The organism is Sutcliffiella sp. NC1, from assembly GCF_027594365.1.
In the GTDB taxonomy this organism is placed as follows: Bacteria; Bacillota; Bacilli; order Bacillales; family Bacillaceae_I; genus Sutcliffiella; species Sutcliffiella cohnii.
Genome location: NZ_CP115153.1, coordinates 2868914 through 2890844 on the forward strand (window position 1 = coordinate 2868914; position 21931 = coordinate 2890844).

20 protein-coding genes are annotated in these 21931 nt (G+C 34.7%); all 20 read right to left on the reverse strand.

Annotation, left to right across the window (positions count from 1 at the left end):
* The 20 genes from pgsA to O1A01_RS15085 all read right to left on the reverse strand — a co-directional run bounded on the left by pgsA (position 1) and on the right by O1A01_RS15085 (position 21648).
* The gene (pgsA, locus tag O1A01_RS14990) at positions 1–579 is read right to left on the reverse strand and encodes a CDP-diacylglycerol--glycerol-3-phosphate 3-phosphatidyltransferase (RefSeq protein WP_066419635.1); all 579 of its coding nucleotides are present in this window, start codon (positions 577–579) and stop codon (positions 1–3) included.
* Between the two features lie 180 nt (positions 580–759).
* A complete protein-coding gene (locus O1A01_RS14995; protein ID WP_270064442.1) occupies positions 760–1635 on the reverse strand; it encodes a helix-turn-helix domain-containing protein in 876 nt (291 codons plus the stop codon).
* Positions 1636–1655: 20 nt separating this feature from the next.
* On the reverse strand, positions 1656–2447 hold the full coding sequence (locus O1A01_RS15000; protein WP_066419631.1) for a DUF3388 domain-containing protein: 792 nt from the start codon (positions 2445–2447) through the stop codon (positions 1656–1658).
* Positions 2448–2759: 312 nt separating this feature from the next.
* Positions 2760–3017, reverse strand: coding sequence for a DUF3243 domain-containing protein (locus O1A01_RS15005; RefSeq protein WP_066419630.1), 258 nt, complete (start codon positions 3015–3017; stop codon positions 2760–2762).
* 81 nt (positions 3018–3098) lie between these two features.
* A complete protein-coding gene (ymfI, locus tag O1A01_RS15010) occupies positions 3099–3815 on the reverse strand; it encodes an elongation factor P 5-aminopentanone reductase (protein WP_066419628.1) in 717 nt (238 codons plus the stop codon).
* A 107-nt stretch (positions 3816–3922) separates the two neighbouring features.
* On the reverse strand, positions 3923–5206 hold the full coding sequence (yfmH, locus tag O1A01_RS15015) for an EF-P 5-aminopentanol modification-associated protein YfmH (protein WP_066419626.1): 1284 nt from the start codon (positions 5204–5206) through the stop codon (positions 3923–3925).
* 2 nt (positions 5207–5208) lie between these two features.
* Complete coding sequence (yfmF, locus tag O1A01_RS15020) at positions 5209–6465, reverse strand: EF-P 5-aminopentanol modification-associated protein YfmF (RefSeq protein ID WP_235858237.1); 1257 nt, start codon at positions 6463–6465, stop codon at positions 5209–5211.
* A 214-nt stretch (positions 6466–6679) separates the two neighbouring features.
* Entirely contained in the window at positions 6680–7405 is a 726-nt protein-coding gene (locus O1A01_RS15025; protein ID WP_066419622.1) for a GntR family transcriptional regulator, read from the reverse strand.
* Positions 7406–7642: 237 nt separating this feature from the next.
* Positions 7643–9985 (reverse strand): DNA translocase FtsK, encoded by a 2343-nt coding sequence (locus O1A01_RS15030; RefSeq protein ID WP_066419620.1) that lies wholly within the window; start codon positions 9983–9985, stop codon positions 7643–7645.
* A gap of 180 nt (positions 9986–10165) precedes the next feature.
* Complete coding sequence (locus O1A01_RS15035) at positions 10166–10384, reverse strand: YlzJ-like family protein (protein ID WP_066419618.1); 219 nt, start codon at positions 10382–10384, stop codon at positions 10166–10168.
* A complete protein-coding gene (locus tag O1A01_RS15040) occupies positions 10381–11133 on the reverse strand; it encodes a ClpP family protease (protein WP_066419616.1) in 753 nt (250 codons plus the stop codon). The genes O1A01_RS15035 and O1A01_RS15040 overlap by 4 nt, the downstream gene beginning before the upstream one ends.
* 139 nt (positions 11134–11272) lie before the next feature.
* Positions 11273–12940, reverse strand: coding sequence for a ribonuclease J (locus tag O1A01_RS15045; protein WP_066419611.1), 1668 nt, complete (start codon positions 12938–12940; stop codon positions 11273–11275).
* Positions 12941–13468: 528 nt separating this feature from the next.
* Positions 13469–14341 carry a 4-hydroxy-tetrahydrodipicolinate synthase gene (gene dapA, locus O1A01_RS15050; RefSeq protein WP_066419607.1) on the reverse strand — a complete coding sequence of 291 codons (873 nt, stop codon included), beginning with the start codon at positions 14339–14341 and terminating at the stop codon, positions 13469–13471.
* Positions 14334–15602: an aspartate kinase gene (gene dapG / locus O1A01_RS15055; RefSeq protein WP_270064443.1), complete on the reverse strand. Its 1269-nt coding sequence runs from the start codon at positions 15600–15602 to the stop codon at positions 14334–14336. The genes dapA and dapG overlap by 8 nt, the downstream gene beginning before the upstream one ends.
* A 149-nt stretch (positions 15603–15751) precedes the next feature.
* Positions 15752–16792 (reverse strand): aspartate-semialdehyde dehydrogenase, encoded by a 1041-nt coding sequence (gene asd / locus O1A01_RS15060; RefSeq protein WP_066419602.1) that lies wholly within the window; start codon positions 16790–16792, stop codon positions 15752–15754.
* A 165-nt stretch (positions 16793–16957) separates the two neighbouring features.
* Complete coding sequence (locus tag O1A01_RS15065; RefSeq protein ID WP_094366127.1) at positions 16958–17560, reverse strand: dipicolinate synthase subunit B; 603 nt, start codon at positions 17558–17560, stop codon at positions 16958–16960.
* A complete protein-coding gene (gene dpaA, locus O1A01_RS15070) occupies positions 17560–18459 on the reverse strand; it encodes a dipicolinic acid synthetase subunit A (protein ID WP_066419598.1) in 900 nt (299 codons plus the stop codon). The genes O1A01_RS15065 and dpaA overlap by 1 nt, the downstream gene beginning before the upstream one ends.
* Positions 18460–18734: 275 nt before the next feature.
* Positions 18735–18992, reverse strand: a complete 258-nt coding sequence (locus tag O1A01_RS15075; RefSeq protein WP_066419597.1) for a YlmC/YmxH family sporulation protein — start codon at positions 18990–18992, stop codon at positions 18735–18737.
* A gap of 521 nt (positions 18993–19513) precedes the next feature.
* Positions 19514–20749, reverse strand: coding sequence for a M16 family metallopeptidase (locus tag O1A01_RS15080; protein ID WP_066413253.1), 1236 nt, complete (start codon positions 20747–20749; stop codon positions 19514–19516).
* Positions 20750–20796: 47 nt separating this feature from the next.
* Entirely contained in the window at positions 20797–21648 is an 852-nt protein-coding gene (locus O1A01_RS15085) for a polysaccharide deacetylase family protein (RefSeq protein ID WP_270066421.1), read from the reverse strand.
* Positions 21649–21931: the final 283 nt, after the last annotated feature.

Genomic DNA, 21931 nt, shown 5'->3' on the forward strand with positions numbered 1-21931 from the left:
TTATTTTGAATTAATAAGTGCTGTACGGTTCTTATAAAAATAGTCCCACCCTGAAATGATGGTAAATATCATCGCTACCCATAAGGCTATTCTATCAAAAGGGACTCCGATAAATTCAAAAGGAATATTATGTAATAGCAAAGCTGAAATAGCTACTATTTGTGCCCATGTTTTAATCTTCCCTAACATATTCGCAGCAACAACTTCTCCCTCTCCAGCTAAAACAAGACGTAAGCCTGTCACTGCAAACTCTCTGCTTATAATAATGATTACTATCCAAGCAGGTGCCATTTCTAATTCAACTAGTGTAATCAGCGCGGCTGAAACTAATAGCTTGTCTGCTAGAGGGTCTAAAAACTTCCCTAAATTTGTAACTAAGTTTAGCTTTCTAGCGTAATATCCATCGACCCAATCCGTTACAGATGCAAAAATAAAAATGACTGCACCTACAAGATGTGTATAGGGAATAAGGACATCCCCGATTTGGAGCGTACCCCAATCTAAGGGAGCAAGCATTATAATTAAAAATATTGGAATTAGTAAAATTCGTGATACGGTAATTTTATTTGGTAAGTTCACAGTGATTCCTCCTAACCTAATCTGCCTTTAAACTATACAAGATGTTTGTCATTTTGTCTAATCTTTCCTATGTACTTGATGATTAAAAAAAGAGAATGGTGACTCCATTTCTATTATCGCCATAAAACACACTTTATCATATTAAAACTAAGAAAAAAGCCATCCTAAAAAGATGACTTTTTACTGTTGCTCTTCTTTCTCAAATTGAATTCTAATTCCTTGTGTAATTCCTCCATCAGGAAACTCAAAAGGCTCACCATTTATCGTTAGAGTTAGAAATGTGACATTACCTATGTTAAAGTAAATCCCTTCCTCATTGGAGAAATCAAATTGTTCACTTTCTCCCTCTTCAAGAGTTCTACTTAAAAACACGTTTCCTGCGAAATTTTCAACTTGAAGCCACGGTCTACCAGTAGCAATTAATTCGACGTTAAAGCTTTCCGTCCCAGTTAGCGTATATGTGTAGTGACGTCCAGATTGGTTTGTTAATTGAAGTTCCCCTTGGCCCCCCACTTCCTCTTCTTCCTCTGGAGTTGGCTCTTCTTCCGTATTTTCTTCTTCATCTTTGGAATCTGGTTGTGTGTCAATTACTTCTGGGTTTGTTTCTCGTTCAACACGTAATCCACTGTCCACATCGTTATTATTATCCGTTGCGTTATTGCCTGACTTTTGGAGAAATTGCCAAAATACTACTAATAGTACAATTGCTCCTAGTATTAATAATAATTTAGGTAATAGTTGAACAATTTTCGAATCATCCTTCGGTAAATGTCTTCTTGATTTTACCCTTGATAACTTTTCAGGGATATCTTGATTTACATTTACAGGAATGTCTGATTTATATTGTTCAAAAATTTCATCAGGCTCTAAACCAACTGCCTCCGCGTACTGCTTAATAAAAGCACGCACATAAAAAGCTCCTGGCATCATGGAATAGTTACCTTCTTCTATCCCGACTAAATATCTTTTTTGTATTTTCGTTACTGCTTGTAAATCATCTAATGACATATCTTTTGCTATTCTAGCTTCTTTTAATCGACTGCCTAGTTCTGTCAATTGGTAACACCTTCCAAATATTAAAAATCAAATCCTCCAAACGGGTTTTCGTCAAACATCCGATTTGATTGAACTGGTTCATATGTAATTTCCTCATCGGGGTTCGTTCTTAATTCAATAATGTAATCAAAATCTTGCAATTTATACTCTGTGTTTTGTACAAAAATATCTGGGTGCTCTACTACTTTCACTGCAGACAAGCTCATGATTTCCCTAACTAACTGCCAATGCTTCTCGTTCGCTCTTTTAGTGGAAACAATTCCATCAATAATGAACAAATTATTTTCATCATATTCGTCTTGAATTAATTGGCTTCGAATAGTTTGCTTCAAAAGAGTACTGGAAACGAAAAGCCATCTTTTATTTGCACAAACGCTAGAAGCAACAATAGATTCTGTTTTACCGACTCTAGGCATTCCTCTTATCCCTACGAGTAAATGACCTTGACGTTTAAATAGCTCAGCCATAAAATCGACGAGTAAACCTAATTCGTCTCGAACGAAACGAAAAGTTTTTTTATCATCGGCATCTCTTTGAATGTAACGCCCATGGCGGACCGCTAACCGATCGCGAAGCTTAGGTTCTCTTAATTTCGTTACTTTTATCGTATCCATTGTATTTAAAATTGATTCTAAACGAACAATTTGTTCATTAGTTTCACTTAAAAGGAGTAGTCCTCGTCTAGAATCATCGACTCCGTTAATGGTCACAATATTAATAGATAGCATCCCCAGTAATGAAGAAATATCCCCTAATAATCCAGGTCTATTTTTATTTATTTCATACTCTAAATACCACTCTTTTTTGATCATCCTACCTCTCCTATCTATTTTGTATATTATTTGAGGCATTCATGTATGTAATCTTATCTTTATGATAGCTAATTTCAAAATAATAAGGAAGTGAAATGTTATAAATAATAAAAGTTTTTTATTATTAAAGACAGATGTGTTTACGGAGAATGGGAAAAAAAGCGTTATATGAAGTGTAAAGGGAAAATATCTTAAGCGGAACGAATTGTTGGGTATAGTAGTGGCAAATAAGTCAATATATATTGGAGTCAAGATTCCATTTTCTATTTCTACAACTTCTACAACATTAAAAAAGAGAGGTTGGCTCCTCTCTTAAAGTGTCCCTTCGTTTTGAACAAGTTTTACCATCATATTCGCAATTGCATGTTGTTCTTGTTCGGAAGCTACTCTCCAAAGGTCTGCTAAAACTTTTTCTTGTGGGTTTTTAGCTTCTACTTCTTGCGCTAAATAATCACCAATTTCAAATGCTAATTGCGAAATTGTATTTTGATCTAATCCTTCTGATTGAGCATGATGTAAACGATCGCCTAAAAAGTCTTTCCATTGATCCCAATTTTCTAAAACAGACATTGTTCTTCCTCCTTTAATACTGTACTTCAAAAGTTAGTATGCGTAGAGAAAGATTAAATATACATTATTCCATATTATTCCTTAATACCACCCACCGTTTACTGATAAAACTTGACCAGTTATATAGCTAGACTTATCGGAAAGAAGAAATGAAACTGCATCAGCTATTTCACTAGGATATCCTAATCGACCAATTGGAATTTCTTCCGTCAAATCCATTAATTCTTCTGTAGAAAATTGGTCTAACATTTGCGTATTGATAGCACCTGGCGAAACCGCATTTACTCTAATGCCACTAGGGGCCACCTCTTTAGCTAACGCTTTTACAAATGCAAGTTGACCTCCTTTTGTCATGGAGTACAGCACTTCACATGATGCTCCTATCTCACCCCAAATCGAAGAAATGACGATAATATTCCCGTTTTTATTTTTTATCATATTAGGAAGATAGTTTTTTGTAACATCATAGAGTGATGTAATATGTAAACGAATCATTCCCTCCATATCGTCCTTTGAAATATCAGTCATTAACCCGTAATAGCTAATACCCGCATTATAGATAATGGTTTGAATTGGTTGGCCAATTTGATTTTTTAGCGAATCAACACCATTTATATCGGATAAATTAGCTTGAACCGCTTCTAATGATTCTTCGCCAAATTGCTGTTTTAATTCCTCTATTGCATCTTTATTCTTGTTATAATGCAAATAAATAAAATAACCATTTTTTAATAATTGCGAAGCGATCGCCTTCCCTATTCCACCACTAGCACCAATAAGTAATGCTGTTTTATTCAAAATACATCATCCTTTAATTGAAAAAATGAAGAGAGCCCCTTAATTAGGCGCTCTCTCATTATAACTTATCTTTTACTAATACAAACAATTATTGTTGGGTGAACAAACTATTTAGGTACTATTTGAAAAACAGTAAATGCTTTTTCATCTAATATCTCATTCGCAACACGTTTTACATCCTCGGATGTTATTTTTTCTAACTGAGGGATTACTTCAAAAAGATCCATTTCATTAAAAGCGTATCTTGTAAATTGATTGGCAATAAATTCAGGTGAATTGATCGCTCTTAAAAATGAACCTATCTTTTTCTTTTTAGCTCGATTTAGTTCATCTTCGTAAAACGCTTCATTTCGGAATTGGAATAATATCTTCTTTAATTGTGCTTCTAATTCATCTGGTTTTTCTGTATCGCCACCAATCATTGCAAAACCAAAGCCTTTTTCACCTGTATAGTCAAAAGAAAATGTTTCATCAATTAAACCGTCTTCATATAGTTGCTTGTAATGTTTCGAGCTCTTACCAAAGAGTAAGTCTAAAATGATATTCACTGTTAACTCATGCTTTAATAATTCGGTTCCTTGTCGATTTGGACTAACTTCTTTTAAGCCAACTAAACATTTAGACGTATGGACATTCATTTTTAACACTTTCTTCTCTTCCGCTACTGTAGCAGGTTCATCTTCAAAATGACGAGAAATTTCCTCTGCAGGTTTAAACTCTTTTTTCGATTGATTATCTTTTATAAAATTCATCATTTTATCAGGATCCATTGCCCCAACGACGAAAAGTAACATATTACTTGGGTGATAAAATGTTTCATAGCAGGTGTAAAGTAAGTCTGCTGTAATGTTTGCAATAGATTCTTTCGTCCCAGCAATATCAATTTTTACAGGGTGATGATGGAACATATTTTCAATTAATCCAAAGTAATTTCTCCAATCCGGATTATCATCATACATTGTAATTTCTTGACCGATAATTCCTTTTTCCTTTTCAACTGTTTGTTCCGTAAAATAAGGTTCTTGTACAAAGTTTAATAACGTTTCAAGATTTTTTTCAACTTGGGTTGTACTTGAAAATAAATAGGCAGTTCTCGTAAAAGAAGTAAACGCATTTGCAGAAGCTCCCTGCTTACTAAAATCTTGAAAAACATCACCATGCTCTTTTTCAAAAAGCTTATGCTCTAAAAAGTGGGCAATTCCATCTGGTACGGTTAAAAATTCCTTTTTCCCTAATGGAATAAAAGCGTTGTCGATGGAACCGTACTTCGTCGTAAAGGTAGCATAAGTCTTATGAAAACCTTCCTTCGGTAATAAGTACACTTTAAGGCCATTTTCTAGTTGTTCGTAATATAATTTCTCTGCTAGTTGATCAAATACAATCTCTCTCATCATTAATCCTCCTTTCCTGTTAAAAAGTAAATAGTATCTAATTGAATTTGTTTTGCTACGTTAATAATATCTTCTTTCGTCACGTTCTCTATATTTGAAATAATATCTTCAATCGCTTTTCTATCTATACTGCCAAACTCATTATTATAAAGTATTTCAACTTGGCCTCTAGGTGTATCAATTGTTTCTAATATTTGATTTTTTATAACAGCCTTTGTTTGCGCAATTTCATTATCAGTAAAGTTCCCATTTTGCATTTCTACCATTTGTTCTTTTATAATCTTCACTGCTTTTTCATAATTACTAAAGTCAATCCCAGACATAACAAGTAAAAGCCCTTTATGACTTTCCACTCTTGATGCAGCGTAATATGCTAAACTTTCCTTCTCTCTCACATTAATAAATAATTTTGAGTGAGAAAATCCTCCGAATATACCGTTAAATACTTGTAATGCAGGATATAAAGAGTCATTGTACGTTATGTTCGTACGATAACCAATATTTAATTTCCCTTGTTTAACATCATCTCTGTCTATTACTTCATTTTCGCTAGTAACATTTTTCCCTTTATTAACTTCATGCAAGCTTTTTTGACGACTTTTAAGTGGGAAAGCTTTCTCGACAAAATTAATAACTTCTTCTTCATCTAAATCACCGATAGCATATAAATGAATATCATCTGTATTTAAAACTTGTTCATAGTATTCATATAAATTTTGAGCAGTTATCGTATCCACATCGTCTTTCACACCATTAGCAGCTAATCGATAAGGCTCATTTTTACACATTTCTTCCACTAATCTGTGACTGGAATACCTCATTTTATCATCATAAATAGATTGGATTCGTTGTTTTAACGTACGCTTCTCGTTTTCAACAATCGATGATGAAAAGTAACCGCCTTCTACTAATGGATTTAATAATACATCTGCTAATAAATTGATCGCTTTTTGTAATAAAGGGGTGGAGTCTTTTAAAAATTTTTCATTCGCGATATCTATTCTAAATGTAATAATATGGAATTCACCCTTTTTACTTAAATCTACATTTAGAGTAGCACCGTAGAGCTCATCTAAATAGATCCTTAACTCCGTAGATGTTTTATACGTATTGGTGGCCGTTTGTAAAACATATGGTAATAGTGCTCGTTTTGTAACATTTTCTTCTGTTAAGGCAGACTTTAACTTTAATACTAATGTATTCGTTTTAAATTTCGAAGTATTTAATGTATGTAAAGTAATTCCGCTTAATTCGTGCATTGTTTCATTAATAAGCTTCAAATAATTCATCCTCCTTTTTATGCTTCTTTTATTTTATGTAGAAAAGCATAATAATATTTTTTCAAGATCAAACAAATTTACTCATATATCCAATATAACGTTATATTAGTAAATTTTTCAAGTGAACACATATAGGTTTACATAATAATATTATGGTAATCAAAATGAAAAAAGGTAACAATTAATGTTACCTTTAAGTTCTTTTACGTAAAACATGAAAGCTAAATTGATCTGCACGAAAATAGTTTAACGAATATAAAACCGGCTCATCGTTTTGATCGTAATGCATTTGTTTTAATACTAGTAGTGCCGTTTCAGGCTCACATTCTAGAATTGGAGAAACTTTTTCGTGAAACCCTAATGGTTCTATTTGTGCAACTGCGTATGATATATATCTGCCTGCTTCATCTTCTAGTAAGTGTAAAAGCGATTCATTTTTATTATATTGATAATTTTCCACAATGTTTGTTGGGATTTTATCAATACAATAAACAACAGGCTGTCCGTTAGCTGTTCTTACCCGTTCAAAATAATGTACTTGTTCTCCTTCAAGTCCATTAAACTTTTCATTGTCATCATCAGTAGGATTTTGAATAGTAGATGATATATGAATCGTACCTGGTTGCATACCTGCATCTATAATCATATCTGTAACACTATTTAATTGCTCAATTCCAGATGAAAAAACTGGCCTAGGGCTAACGAAAGTTCCAACACCATGTCTTCTAATGACGAAACCTTCTTCCTCTAGAACACGTAGCGCTTCTCTTAATGTAGCCCTACTTACACCAAGCTGCCTAGATAATTCAAACTCAGAAGGTAGTTTTTCTTTTTCTCTATAAACATTATTTTCTATATCTTGTTTTAATCTATCGACTACTAATAAATATAGATGTCTACTATCTGGCCTAATCGTCATGTTGACTCCCCCACTAACTTACATTAAAAACGACATTTTACTATCCCAACTAAATATATCATTTTTCTAATAGAATGAAAATATAAAAATTAAGATACCCTTTTCCTTAAATCACTTCGCAAAAAAATACTAGTTGTGTTTATTTAATACTGTTACTAGGTAGCTATTATCACTACATTCAGTTAGTTTTCCAGTAAATTTTCCCCACATAAATAGGTAGTACATATGACTACCTATTTATGAACCAACATCTTCGTTATTATTTTGTACTAAAACTGTACGAGGTTTACTTCCTTCATAAGGACCAACTACGCCACGAGCTTCCATTGCGTCTATAAGTCTAGCAGCTCTCGTATATCCAACTCTAAATCGGCGCTGTAGCATCGACACAGAGGCAGTTTGCATTTCCAGTACTAATTGTACCGCTTCATCGTATAACTCATCTTCCACTTCTGCTACTTCTTCTGTAACATCTTGCGGTATCATTTCTTCTTGATATTGAGCTTTTTGTTGCGCAATAACAAAGTCCACAATTCTCTCCACTTCCTCATCGGAAAGAAAAGCACCTTGAACACGAACAGGTTTCGATGCACCAACTGGTAAAAATAACATATCTCCTCTACCTAGTAATTTTTCTGCACCACCCATATCTAATATTGTTCTAGAATCCGTTTGAGAAGATACACTAAACGCAATACGTGAAGGAATGTTTGCTTTAATAACACCCGTTATAACATCTACAGATGGACGTTGTGTTGCAATAATTAAATGAATCCCTGCAGCACGTGCCATTTGGGCTAATCTTGTAATACAATCTTCTACTTCATTTGATGCTACCATCATTAAATCAGCTAACTCATCGACGATCACAACAATATATGGTAGTTGTGGCTGAACCGCTTCACCGTCTTGGTTATGTCTACGTATATATTCATTATACCCTTCAATATTTCTTGTACCAGTATGTGAAAATAACTCGTACCTTCGTTCCATTTCACTTACTACTTTTTTTAATGCTTGCGATGCTTTCTTAGGGTTCGTAACAACTGGAGCTAATAAATGTGGGACTCCATTATATACATTTAACTCTACCATTTTGGGATCAATCATCATCATTTTTACTTCATGAGGTTTTGCCCTCATTAAAATGCTAGTAATAATTCCATTAATACAAACGCTCTTCCCGCTACCTGTCGCACCTGCAACGAGTAAATGTGGCATTTTATTTAATTCAGCTACTACAGATTCTCCAGAGATGTCACGCCCTAAACCAATTAACAACTTAGAGTCAGGTCTATCAGCAAGTTTCACATCTAACACTTCACGTAAGCTAACCATCGCCACCTCATTGTTTGGCACTTCAATACCAATCGCTGATTTTCCAGGGATTGGCGCTTCAATTCGAATGTCTTTCGCAGCGAGCGCTAATGCTAAATCATCACTTAAATTAACTATTTTACTAACTTTAACACCGACGTCTGGATATACTTCATATTTAGTTACTGCTGGTCCTAAATGAACTTTTGTTACTTTTGCCTTCACACCAAAACTGGCAAAGGTTTTTTCTAATTTTCTTGCATTTGCATAAATATTTTCGTGTTCTGTCGTCTGATGGTTAGTTATCGGTTTATTAAGCAGATCAAGTGAAGGAAGTTCATAATCTTTATTTTCTAATTCTGTAAAAGCCATATTGTTTGGAATTACTTCTTGAACCCCTTCTTCTACTTCTTCCTGATGTACTTTAGCATTCTTTTCCGCAACTTCATTTACCCCTTCTTGCTGCGAATTGTCAGTAAAGGAAGAAATAATAGGTGGAGTAACTTCCTCCTCCATAGTAGTCGCTGCAGTAACCTCTACCACTTCTTCAGTGCTACCCTTTTCTTTCTTGTCTTTTTTGATTTCTTTTTCTTTTTTCTCTTTCTTTTGTTGTTTACTTTGTGACCTCCAGTTTTTCATATCTTGAATAAACGCAGTCCATTGTTTTTTCAAGAAAGAAAATAAAACGGTTGTAATTTTAATTACCGTATCATTTAACGATTTACCAGTAACTAAAATAATGCCAATAATGATAAAAATCATGGCAATCCATTTTGCACCTTTTGCATCAAATAATAAATGAAAAGCAGAGAATAACACCGCCCCAATCATACCACCACCTAAATCAGTAGTACTCGATTCACCGTTTACTTCATACCAAAACAGTTCCCATGTATTAGCAATAACAGATGGATTAGCGAATGTACCTCCACCCGATAACATTTGAAATAGTGCTACGTGGCTTAATAGTAAAACAGATAAAATAATTATGTATGTACCAACTAATTGACGTGTAAAAAATGGAGGTAAGTCTCGCTTCCAAATAATATATCCTGATAGGAGTAACATCGCTAATAGCAAAATCATATACCATTCACCACTAAAAAAGCGAAGGAATAATACAGTTGCTTGTCCTACAATTCCAAGCTTTGCAATAGAAATAAACGTTAACGCTAACAGAAGTAATCCTATTACTTCAAACGAGACCGTTTTTTTCCATTCATCCCGGTTTTGTTTTTTTCTTCTTCTTTTTCTCTTTGACATTTTTTCTCACCATAACTTGCATAAATTTAGTACAGAAAACGCGGTACTATTATCGACAATTATATCACAATTAAGAACTATTGCGTTTTAGTTTTCGTGATTAAGTAATATATCCCACTTGACTAACAAAAGAAAAAGCTGGTTAGGAAAGTTGCCATAACTTCATAACCAGCTTTTCCTTTATTCAAAAGTAATATTAATAACCGTACCAGGAGAATATTGCTCGTCTAAGTAGTGTGCAGGATCGGTACTTAAATTTCTAACAATTTGAAAAGAATTATTTTCCGTTTGTTGCACCATAAAAGAAATTCCATTATAGCTTACTACTCTCTGCTTACTATAATCGTCACTTGCTGTAGGGAAAATCGTCTCTTGTGGCATCATCGTATAAAGAATCATTGTAACATCTGTCCTTCCTGACCTTCATTTCGTGTTTCAATTAATTCATTTAATTTTCTAATAGCCTCTCCAACACCACCCGTTTGATCAATAAGACCATATTTAACTGCATCTGCTCCAACTACGTTCGTTCCAATATCTCTCGTTAAATTACCTTTAGAAAGCATCAGTTCTTTAAATTTCTCCTCCGTAATGTTAGAGTTCTTCGTTACAAAATTAATAACCCTTTCTTGCATCTTATCTAAGTATTCAAATGTTTGAGGAACTCCTATTACTAAACCTGTTAAACGAACGGGGTGAATCGTCATCGTTGCTGATTCCGCTATAATGGAATAATCACAACTTACAGCAATTGGTACACCAATCGAATGCCCTCCACCTAAAACGAGTGACACTGTTGGCTTAGATAAGGAAGCTAACATTTCAGAAATAGCTAATCCTGCTTCCACATCTCCTCCTACTGTATTTAATATGACTAGCAGTCCCTCGATTTTTGGATTTTGCTCAATTGCAACTATTTGAGGAATAACATGTTCATATTTTGTCGTCTTATTTTGTGGTGGAAGCTGTACATGACCTTCTATTTGACCAACAATCGTTAAACAATGAATTTTAGAGTCCTGTGGTAATTGCGGTATATTTGTTTGGCCTAATTGCTGAATTTTATTTACTAATGAGTCTTTCGTTGATTCTTGCTTGGATGGTTCTCCCTCTTGCCCAGAAGATGTGTATGTATGTTCATTTGACATAAAATCTACTCCTTTTATATATTTACAACTATAACAAACTCCCTTATAGTATTCGCGACAAGATATATTTCATTCTTCTTTTAAGAAAAGTAAAGAGCCATTCTTTATAGGGTTTCTATAAAGAATGGCTCACGTATTGTTAAACTTCCATAATAATAGGTAAAATCATCGGTCTTCTTCTCGTTTTCTCAAAGAAATATTGGTTTAACGATTCTCTGATACTTAACTTTAATGTAGACCATTCAATTACTTTACCTTTAATATTTTCATCCATTATTTTCTTTACAAGTTCACTTGCATCTTCTAACAATTTTTCTGATTCTCTTACGTATACAAACCCTCGTGAGATAATTTCAGGACCTGAAACAATCAACTTTTTCTCTTTACTAATCGTAACAACAACGATTAAAATTCCATCTTGTGAAAGAAGTCTTCTATCTCTTAACACAATATTACCTATATCTCCAACACCTAAACCATCAATTAAAGTATTCCCTGCAGGTACTTTACCACCATGTTTCGCTTCTCCATTTATGAATTCAATAACATCGCCTTTTTCTGTTAAGAAAATGGAGTCGGCAGTAAGGCCAGTACTTTCAGCAACCTTTGCTAATGCCATTTGCATTTTGTACTCTCCTTGAATAGGTAATAAATATTTAGGTTTAACGAGATTAATCATTAATTTCAACTCTTCTTGTGAAGCATGTCCAGATACATGTATTTTTCGTTGCCCATAGATTACGTTCGCACCAGCACGGAATAATTTATCAATTACTTTTGATACATTTAATTCCATCCCCGGAATCGGAGAGGTTGCAATTAGGACTGTGTCGTCCTCTTTAATTTGAACATATTTATGTGTACCTTTTGCCATTTTTGTTAAGGACACTAACATTTGAGCATGTGTACCTACTGTTAAAACTACTATTTTATTATCATCATATTTAGATATTTCACTTGCTGGAATTACAAGGTCGTCTGGAATTTGTAAGTAATTTAATTTTTTTGCAATTTCTAAAATTTTATTTGAATTCGAACTAATAATGACGAGCTTACGACCAGTTTCCTCTGCAGCATTGACGACTTGTTGTATTCTTTGGATATTTGTAGCTAAACAACTAACGAATATTCTAGTCGTAGTATGATAAAATACGTCAGAAATTTCTCTTTGAACAACGCTTTCTGAAATGGTATTGCCTGGTTTTTCTGCATTTAAGCTGTCACTTAGTAAACACAAGACTCCTTCATTACCAATATTCGCAATTTTTCCAATATCTGTATTATTTCCACCTGTTAAAGATTGGTCAAATTTAAAGTCGCCTGTATAAACGATTGCTCCCTGTTCGGTTTTAAACGAAATCCCAACAGAGTCAGGAATACTATGATTCGCAGAGAAAAATTGAACGGTTACATTTGGAAAAGATAGAACTGTATTACTTGTCACTTCTACAAATTTAAATTCATTATAATTACTCTCTTTTTGCGTTAGATCTTTTGCTAATTCTAAAGTTAATTTCGTACCGTAAACAGGTGCTTGAACTTTTCTTAGTACGAACGGAAGTGCCCCAATATGATCTTCATGTCCATGTGTTAAAAAGATACCACGTACTTTATCAACATTATCTTCTAAATAAGTAATATCCGGCATTACCATATCGATACCAAACATACCATCCTCTGGTATCATAACCCCACAATCAACAACATAAATATGCTCCCCAACTTCTAGCACATACATGTTTTTACCAACTTCTCCTACCCCACCAAGGGAGAATAATTTAATTTTCTCTTTCTTTGTTGCATCCAATGTCTTTTCCTCCTACATATATAATGAATAGGCAAACTTGATGCCTTTTTTCTCTTTTTACAAAAAAATAAATAACGAAAAGCATTAAAATATGTAAATATTTTAATAAGTAGTAAAAAATATTAATTTGTTTTCATTTACACTTTCCCACTATAAAACGAAAAATAGCAAAATATGTATAATCATAGTCAGCCACAATAGTCCGTTGTACTGCTTATAGAGAAAAGCTGACCTAGCTACAACTTAAAACAAAAAATTTTATTTTAATAATCCGCACGAGTCATTTAGAAATATTATATCGCATGAAAGAAATGGAATACAAGTTATTTAAATTTTAATTCACTATACTTGAGTAAGAATACAATAAAAAGTAAAAAGGATATTATGAGGATATTTGAGGTTATTAAAGAAAAAAAGGTCAGATTTAAAAACTTAAATCTGGCCTTTCTCGTTTATCTGGAAACTATAAAATTGGAAATTTGTGAATTACTAGTCTAGCTCCGGCAGTTTTGTTCTTTATATTTCTTCCTATAAACTTGAAATTAAACTATTAATATTTTTTCGTTCTTCTTCAGTTAACGGTACAAGTGGAAGTCTTACTCCACCTACATCTAATCCTTTGAACTGTAAAGCCGTTTTAACAGGTGTCGGGCTTGGGGCACTAAATAAACCATTCATTATTGGTAAAAGCTTTTGGTGTAGCAATGCAGCTTGCTTCCAATCACCATTTTCAAAAAGATCAATCATTTGTTGCATTTCGTTACCAATTACGTGAGAGGCAACAGATACTATTCCTGTTCCCCCGATAGAAAGGACAGGTAGTGTTAAACCGTCATCTCCACTATATAGAACAAAATCTTCTGAAGTATTGGCAATAATTTCGGTCATTTGACTTAAATCTCCGCTTGCCTCTTTTACGGCAACAACGTTACGTATTTCTGATAATTTAATGACTGTTTCAGCAGTCATGTTAGCAGCAGTTCTCCCTGGTACATTATAAAGCATGACTGGTAGGCTTGTTTCTTCCACAATCGCTTTAAAATGTTGGTAAAACCCTTCTTGATTTGGTTTGTTGTAGTAAGGAGTAACAAGCATAATAGCATCAACACCAGTAGCTTCTGCTTTTTTTGTAAAATCGATTGTTTCTCTTGTGTTATTACTACCTGTACCCGCAATAACTGGTACCTTACCGTTTGCAACTTCCACTACATGACGAAAAAGGGCAATTTTTTCTTCTTTCGTTAATGTAGGTGATTCTCCAGTTGTTCCAGCAATAACGAGAGAGTCTGAGCCGTTGTCAATTAAATAGTTTACTAATTGCGTTGTTTTTGCGAAATCAATATTCCCTTTATTATCAAACGGTGTAACCATTGCTGTAGAAACTTTTCCAAAATTAATCATGCCAGCTTATCTCTCCTTCTTTCTTTGAATCATATACAAATGCACTATTTATATGTGCTAGACCGAATGCATCGTGCAATGCCTTTACTGCTTTTTCCATATCCTCTTGTTTCACTAATACCCATATCGTTGTATGGCTATCAGCAGATTGAAGTATTTGGATCCCTAGTTCCGATAGTGTGGTTACTATTTTAGATGTAACTCCAGGCACCCCGGTCATACCGGCCCCAACAACTGCAACTTTTGCGCAATGTTTTGTCACCTTCGGATTATACCCTAATTCGTTTAAAACAGCTATTGCCTTTTCACTCATTTGGTCTGCAATAGTATAGATCACATTTGTAGGTGATATGTTAAAAAAGTCTATACTTATTTGCTCATTAGCCATTGCTCGAAATACTTCAGACTGTAAATTATATTGTCCTTCTTTTGCCGTTACTTTTATTTGAGTGACATCTGAAACGTGAGCGATTCCTGTAATTAATCGTTCTGTAACATGTTGATCACTTATTTTATCTAATGACGTTACTAACGTTCCAGGGGTGTCAGAATACGTTGACTTAACCCGTAAAGGTATTCTCGCTTGCATCGCAATTTCAACTGCACGAGGGTGTACAACCTTCGCTCCTTGGTAGGCCATATTACAGATTTCTGTGTATGACACGACATTTAGCGGTTTAGCGTTTTCCACGATATTAGGGTCTGCAGTCATTACACCTTCAACATCTGAAAAAATGTCTATCCATTCAGCTCTTAATGCGGCACCGAGCGCAGCTGCAGATGTGTCACTACCACCACGACCAATCGTCGTAATATCTCCTGTTCTAGATTCACCTTGAAAGCCTGCTACCACCACTACATCATGATGACGCAACACTTCTAACAAGTGATCACACTTCATATCAATAATTTTTGCATTCGTATGTTCATTATTTGTTCGAAAACCTGCTTGAGGACCATTTAATGCTGTAGCTTTAATACCATTGCTATTCAACATACTGCTAAAGACAATCGATGAAATAACTTCACCACATGAAAGCAGCATATCTAACTCTCTTTTTGATACGTTACTTTTACTTTCCTCTAATAAGCTTAATAACGTATCCGTTGCATAAGGTTCTCCCTTTCTTCCCATGGCAGAAACAACTACTACAACTTTATAACCTCGTTGAACACTTTTATGAATATGATGGAATGCGTGATCCCTCGACATTTCGTTTCGGACTGATGTACCACCAAATTTTTGAACTACTATTTTCATTGTATGACACCTCATTGTTGGATTCCAAGAAAACCTTGGGAGCTTTAAACTTTCACTTTTCGTTATAGAAGAGGAATAACGACGTGTTTCGTTCAAGAGGATGTCGATACATTCGTTAGAAAAAGAGGCAAAAATATGCCTCTCTTAAACTATTTAACAATTCCTAACTTAGTAAGGGTTTCTGCAATTTGAACTGAGTTCCAAGCAGCACCTTTTAATAAATTATCTGAAACAATCCATAGGTGGAAACCTTTTTTATTATCTAGATCTTGGCGTATACGCCCAACAAAGACATCATTCAAACCGACACTATGTGCTGGCATCGGATATAATTGTTCTTCCGGTTTATCTTGTAATGTAATACCAGGAGCTTCTTCCAGTAAATTTCGAATATCTTGAACAGTCACGTTTTCATCCTCTACTTCAATATATACAGATTCAGAGTGTCCTGTGACTACTGGCAATCGAACGCAAGTTGCAGCTACTGATAGGTTTGGCATGTGCATTATTTTTTTCGTTTCATTTATCATTTTCATTTCCTCAAAAGTAAACCCGTTATCTTCGAATTTGTCAATTTGAGGAATGGCGTTAAATGCAATTTGGTAATGTTTTTCGTCTCCTTTCACTGGTAAAACAGAAGGAGTAAAATCATCCCCATTTAAAATTGCTTGTGTTTGAGTGTGCAGTTCATCAATAGCAGCAGCCCCAGCTCCTGATACCGCTTGGTAAGTTGAAACGATTACTTTTGATAACCCATATTTTTTTCTAATAGGCTCAAGTGTAACTACCATTTGAATTGTAGAGCAATTTGGATTTGCAATTATTCCTTTTTGATTGAATAAATCTTGCTCGTTCACTTCTGGGACAACTAAAGGAACTTCAGGATCCATTCGAAAAGCACTAGTATTATCTACTACAATTGCCCCTCTTTTTGCAGCTTCTGGAGCTAGTAGTTTGGACACACTACCACCAGCACTAAATAATGCTATGTCAACACCATTAAAACTATCTGGCTCTGCCTTTTGGACTGTATATTCATTATCTTTAAATATCACTTTTGTACCTGCAGAACGTTCCGACGATAATAGTGTTAATTCTTTAATTGGGAAATCTCTTTCTTCAAGTGTTTTCAACATTTGTTGGCCTACAGCACCTGTCGCACCAACTAAAGCAATATTAAAACCTTTCATCCGTCTAACCCCTCTCAAAATAAATAGTGCTACTTAATCATCTATTTTAGCATAGTAATTAAATAAAGAGAGAAGAAATTTTTTTCTCCTCTCTATTTTTTATCTTATGGGAATATTTTCACATCGGAATGTTTGTTGTTACATCTAGTTCAGGTGCTTTTGTTATTAATTTAGGTCATCCAAATATTTTTCTACAATTACTGGCTGAATTTGTTTATTATTAATGGCTTCTACAACTGTAGGAACTAACATGTTCATCCGTGCTACCATAGAATTAGGCTTTTTCTCCGGTGCATCTTGACCGAACGGAATAAAATAAATATTTTTAGTAGACATAAGTCTCATTAAATTTATTCCATTTAGGCCTAACGCATCATTAGTAGAAATTCCTAATACGACAGGATGATGATTTCTTAAAGTTGCTTTTGCTGCCATTAACACAGGGGAATCCGTTAATGCGTTTGCAAGCTTACTCATTGAATTTCCCGTTAGAGGGGCGACTACCATACAATCTAATGGAATTTTTGGCCCAAGAGGTTCCGCTTTTACAATGGAGTCTATCGCTTTATTTCCTGTTATTTCTTCAATTTTTTGAATCCATTCTTGCCCTTCACCGAATCTAGTATTTGTATTTTGAACGGTAAATGAAACAACAGGTATAACGTCTGCTCCTTCATTGACTAATTTTTCAATTTCAGGAACTACTGCATCGTACGTACAATGTGACCCTGTTAAACCAAAACCAATTCTTTTTCCTTTTAATTGCATCATTCATTCCCCTTTCTATCTTCCAAGCTTTCTCCTAATAGCTGACTTAACACATTTGCAATAATTTGACCTGCCGTTTTCGGAGCAACTATTCCTGGTAGCCCGGGAGCTAAAAGAGCTTTAATACCTCTTTTTTCTGCATAACGAAAATCCGTACCACCGGGCTTTGATGCAAGATCAATAATTAGCGTGTGGGCTGGCATTTTAGAGATTACATTTGCGGACAAGATAGGATGAGGAATTGTATTAATACAAACATCAATATCTGTCACATTGTTTTTAAGTTCTGACAAGTGAAAGGGAGTGAGCCCCATATCAAATATTCTTGCAATATGCTCCGTTCTTCTTGCACCTACACGTACTTTTGCACCTAGAGCTGCAAACGTTCTAGCTACAGTCATTCCAACTCTACCGAGACCGAGCACAGCAATGTTAGCATTATGAATAGTAATATCGGTATGTTGAATGACCATCATAATTGTTCCTTCCACAGTAGGAATTGCATTGTAAATAGCGACGTCGTCTCGTTCAAATAACTTCACTAACTTTCGGTTAGTTGACGAAACAATGGAGTCTAAATAACTATTAGATATCCCCGAGTAAACAACACAATGTTCTGGTGTTTTCTTTAAAATATCTTCCGTCAATAAAATTTTTTCATTTGAAAAAATTGTTTCCACTTGACCTTGTAAATTTGTTCCCGAAACAGGGATGACAATAGAATCTACCGTTGAAAAATCTACTTCATCCATTTGTTCCTTTGAAGCTCCGGTAAATCCGTGATCTAATTGATCAAAACCTATTAAAGAAAGTTTTGCATCTAATTCAATAAGCTTTCGAATCACCTCAAGCTGTCTTGCATCACCGCCAATGACAGCTATGTGCAAACCGGTCAGCATACATGTCACCTTCTTCTATATCTTTCTAACAACGCCGTTAATAATTACTTACTTCGATATCCTATGTAGCTAATAATCAAGATGTGATAAGTACACAGAGATGAAATTCATACCAGTTAAGTCTATTTTTATATTAAGCACTATCCGTCCTTTAAGAACTGACTAACATTTAACAGACCATTCCCGTTTGAAGGTAGAGATTTCCCCTAAAAATAACTACAAAAAAAGCCAGCCTTAGGCTGACTTTACTTTTGGCATGCTAATATTACGGTGCACTATTCGAACTTTTTTTCTTCCTCTTCTGGAATATCAATAATAATCATATCCGTTCCAATTTTTTTTATATGCTTCCAAGGAACTTTTATTTCGGCTCCTTCCTTCTTTAAACCGAACCATTTTAAAGAAGGAATAATTAAAGATTTTATTTCACCTGTTGTTTCGTTTATTTCTAAATCTGTATGACCTAATACACCTAGTCTTTCCGCTCTCTTTACATCAACAATTTCTTTTCCACCCAATTCACTTAATCTCATCACTCTAACCTCCTTACTATATATATAAAGAATTGTCCAAAAAAAATGCCTGCTAGTTAAACTAATAGCAGACATTTTTTATTTAAATTATAAAGGTTAATTTTTCGTTGTCGCGTCTTGATTCTTTGGAAATCGGGCTCACGACATCAGCCAGTCATCGCGGGTGGTACAAATGAGAGTCTTCCTATTGTACTTGGACTTTCATTGTCGGGCCAGGTCGAGCCGCCTCCGCTTTTCTTTCTGTCTAGCTCCGGCGCATTGACCCTAGCAAACTTCCTGTTCCGTCCGTACGATAAGTCAACATCGGCTCTCTACGTTCGCCGTGTTTCCTTTATCTCCTACCGAAACAGTCCAGTTTGTACGGGTCAAGGCGATGCGCCTCCGCTTTTCTTTCTGTCTAGCTCCGGCGGCTTGGCCCTCGAGGTCATAAGCTAGTCACTTCCGGTGGGCAAAAAGCGCCCACCTGCAGCGCCTATCTTATGCTTGTCGGGCCAGGTCGAGCCGCCTCCGCTTTTCTTATTTTATATACCTTTTGGAAGTTCTCCATCTGGACTTATAAGTGCAAGAGAATATTGATCATTAAAAATCCGATGTGTTAGTTCATTAACAGACTTATCGGTAATACTGTTTATCTTTTCTAAAATATCATCTAGAGAACGATGATTTTTTAATAATAATTCATTTTTACCATTACGACTCATTCTACTATTCGTGCTTTCTAAGCTTAACATTAAACTTCCTTTTATTTGTTCTTTACTATTTTTTAATTCTTTTTCTGTAATTCCTTCTTGCTTCAACTTATTTATCGTCAATTGTACAGTTTCAAAAAGTAAGTCAAGCTGTGCAGCTCCAGTTCCTCCATAGATTGTTAGCATCCCATTATCTTGAAAAGAGGAATGATAGGAGTAGATTGAATAGGCTAATCCCCGTTCTTCCCTTACCTCTTGGAATAAACGACTACTCATACTACCACCAAGAACATTATTCATCACAATTAAATTATAAACATCTTCATCACCAACAGGAAGACCATTGTACCCGATACAAAGATGGGCTTGTTCTGTAGTCTTTTTTCTTGCTAATTTTCCAGTTTCAAATACTGGTTTTTGAATAGATGGTTTTGTATAACCCGTTTCATAACTACCAAACAATTCTTCCACTTCTTTTATAAACGACTCTTCTATGTTACCAGCAATAGATATAACGACATTATCAGGCGTATACGTTTCTTTCATATAGTTACGTAACGTTTCTCCATTAAAGGCCGATAACGTAGTTTCTGTTCCTAAAATCGGGTATCCTAAAGGATGGTTCCCATAAGAAGCTTTACTTAATAAATCATGGACAATATCGTCTGGTGCGTCTTCGTACATTTTTATTTCTTCGTAAACAACATTTTTTTCCTTGCCAAGCTCTTCTTCATCGAAAATAGAGTGGAAAAACATATCTGCTAAAACATTGAGTGCATAATTAGAATGCTCATCCATTACTTTTGCGTAATAACATGTATATTCCTTAGAAGTAAACGCATTAACTTGACCACCAATAGAATCAAAACTTTCCGCGATTTCTCGGGCAGTTTTTGTTTTTGTTCCTTTAAAGAACATATGCTCTAGGAAATGAGAAACACCGTTATTTTCTCCATTTTCATTTCTAGAACCTGTACCAATCCATATCCCAATCGCAACAGATCTAACTGTTGGGATATTTTCTAGTACAACTCTTACACCATTTTTACAAGTATGTTTTGTTACCAAAAGAAATCCTCCTATTCCCTACCTAATAAGATTGATGAATATTAACGTTAATCCATCCTTTCTTCACTTAATAGGCTACTTATCGTTCCAATATGTAAGTCTTTTTCTTTGATAGAAACAATTAATGTTTCTAACGATTTAGATGTGGGATCTGTAGGGTGCATTAATATAATGGCCCCTGGATGAACTTTTCCCATTACTCTATCCACAATAACATTTGGCTCCGGTCTTTGCCAGTCTATCGTATCGACACTCCACATTATTGTACCCATATTATATTGTTTTGCAATTTCTACTACCTCTTGACGGAAACTACCACTAGGTGGAGCAAACCATTTTACTTTCACACCTGTAGTTGCTTCAATTACGCTATTCGTTTTTAATAATTGATCTCTTACGGCATTGGCACCTAATGTTTTCATATTAGGATGACTATAAGAATGATTCCCTACCTCATGACCAGCATCGACAATCATTTTTGCTATTGAAGGATTTTCCTTTACCCATCTACCTTCTAAAAAGAATGTAGCCTTAATTTCATGCTTTTTTAACGTTTCAAGCATATCGGGAATATATTCATTTCCCCATGCAACATTGACGATAAACGAAACCATTTTTTTATCTTCATGCCCTTTATATATCGGTGATGCCGATAAATCCTTTAAATGGATTTGTGGGGACAGTTGTTTAAATACAAGTTTTTTTTCATCGAACACACCGCTTTTTTTCATCTTTTCATACGATGCTTTAATATCAACTGTTCTACCGTTGTACCCTGGAACCGCTTTCCATACTTTATCTATTCTTGCATCTTGAGGGGGAATCTCATATGCTGATGCTTTTTCTTCAATTTCCAGCATTAATGAATCTTTAATCCCAGCAACTTCTTGTGCAACAATAGATGTAGAAGTAGAATTATTAAAATATGGTGTCGTTTGGTAGGAAATGATTGCTATAAGACAAAAAACAAAAGTAGAAAATCGTCTGTTCACCTTGTATCCCCCTATGTTTATTAATCAATATTGATCAATAAGAATGTGTAGAAATATATTTACTATTATATTCCACCATTTATATATATTTTATGTATGGGAGGTACAAGTAGAACATTAGTACCGTTATGACTGTAAATTATATGGACAAACGCGGAAGCACTCGTTTAAGTCAAAAGCGAAGTTTGAG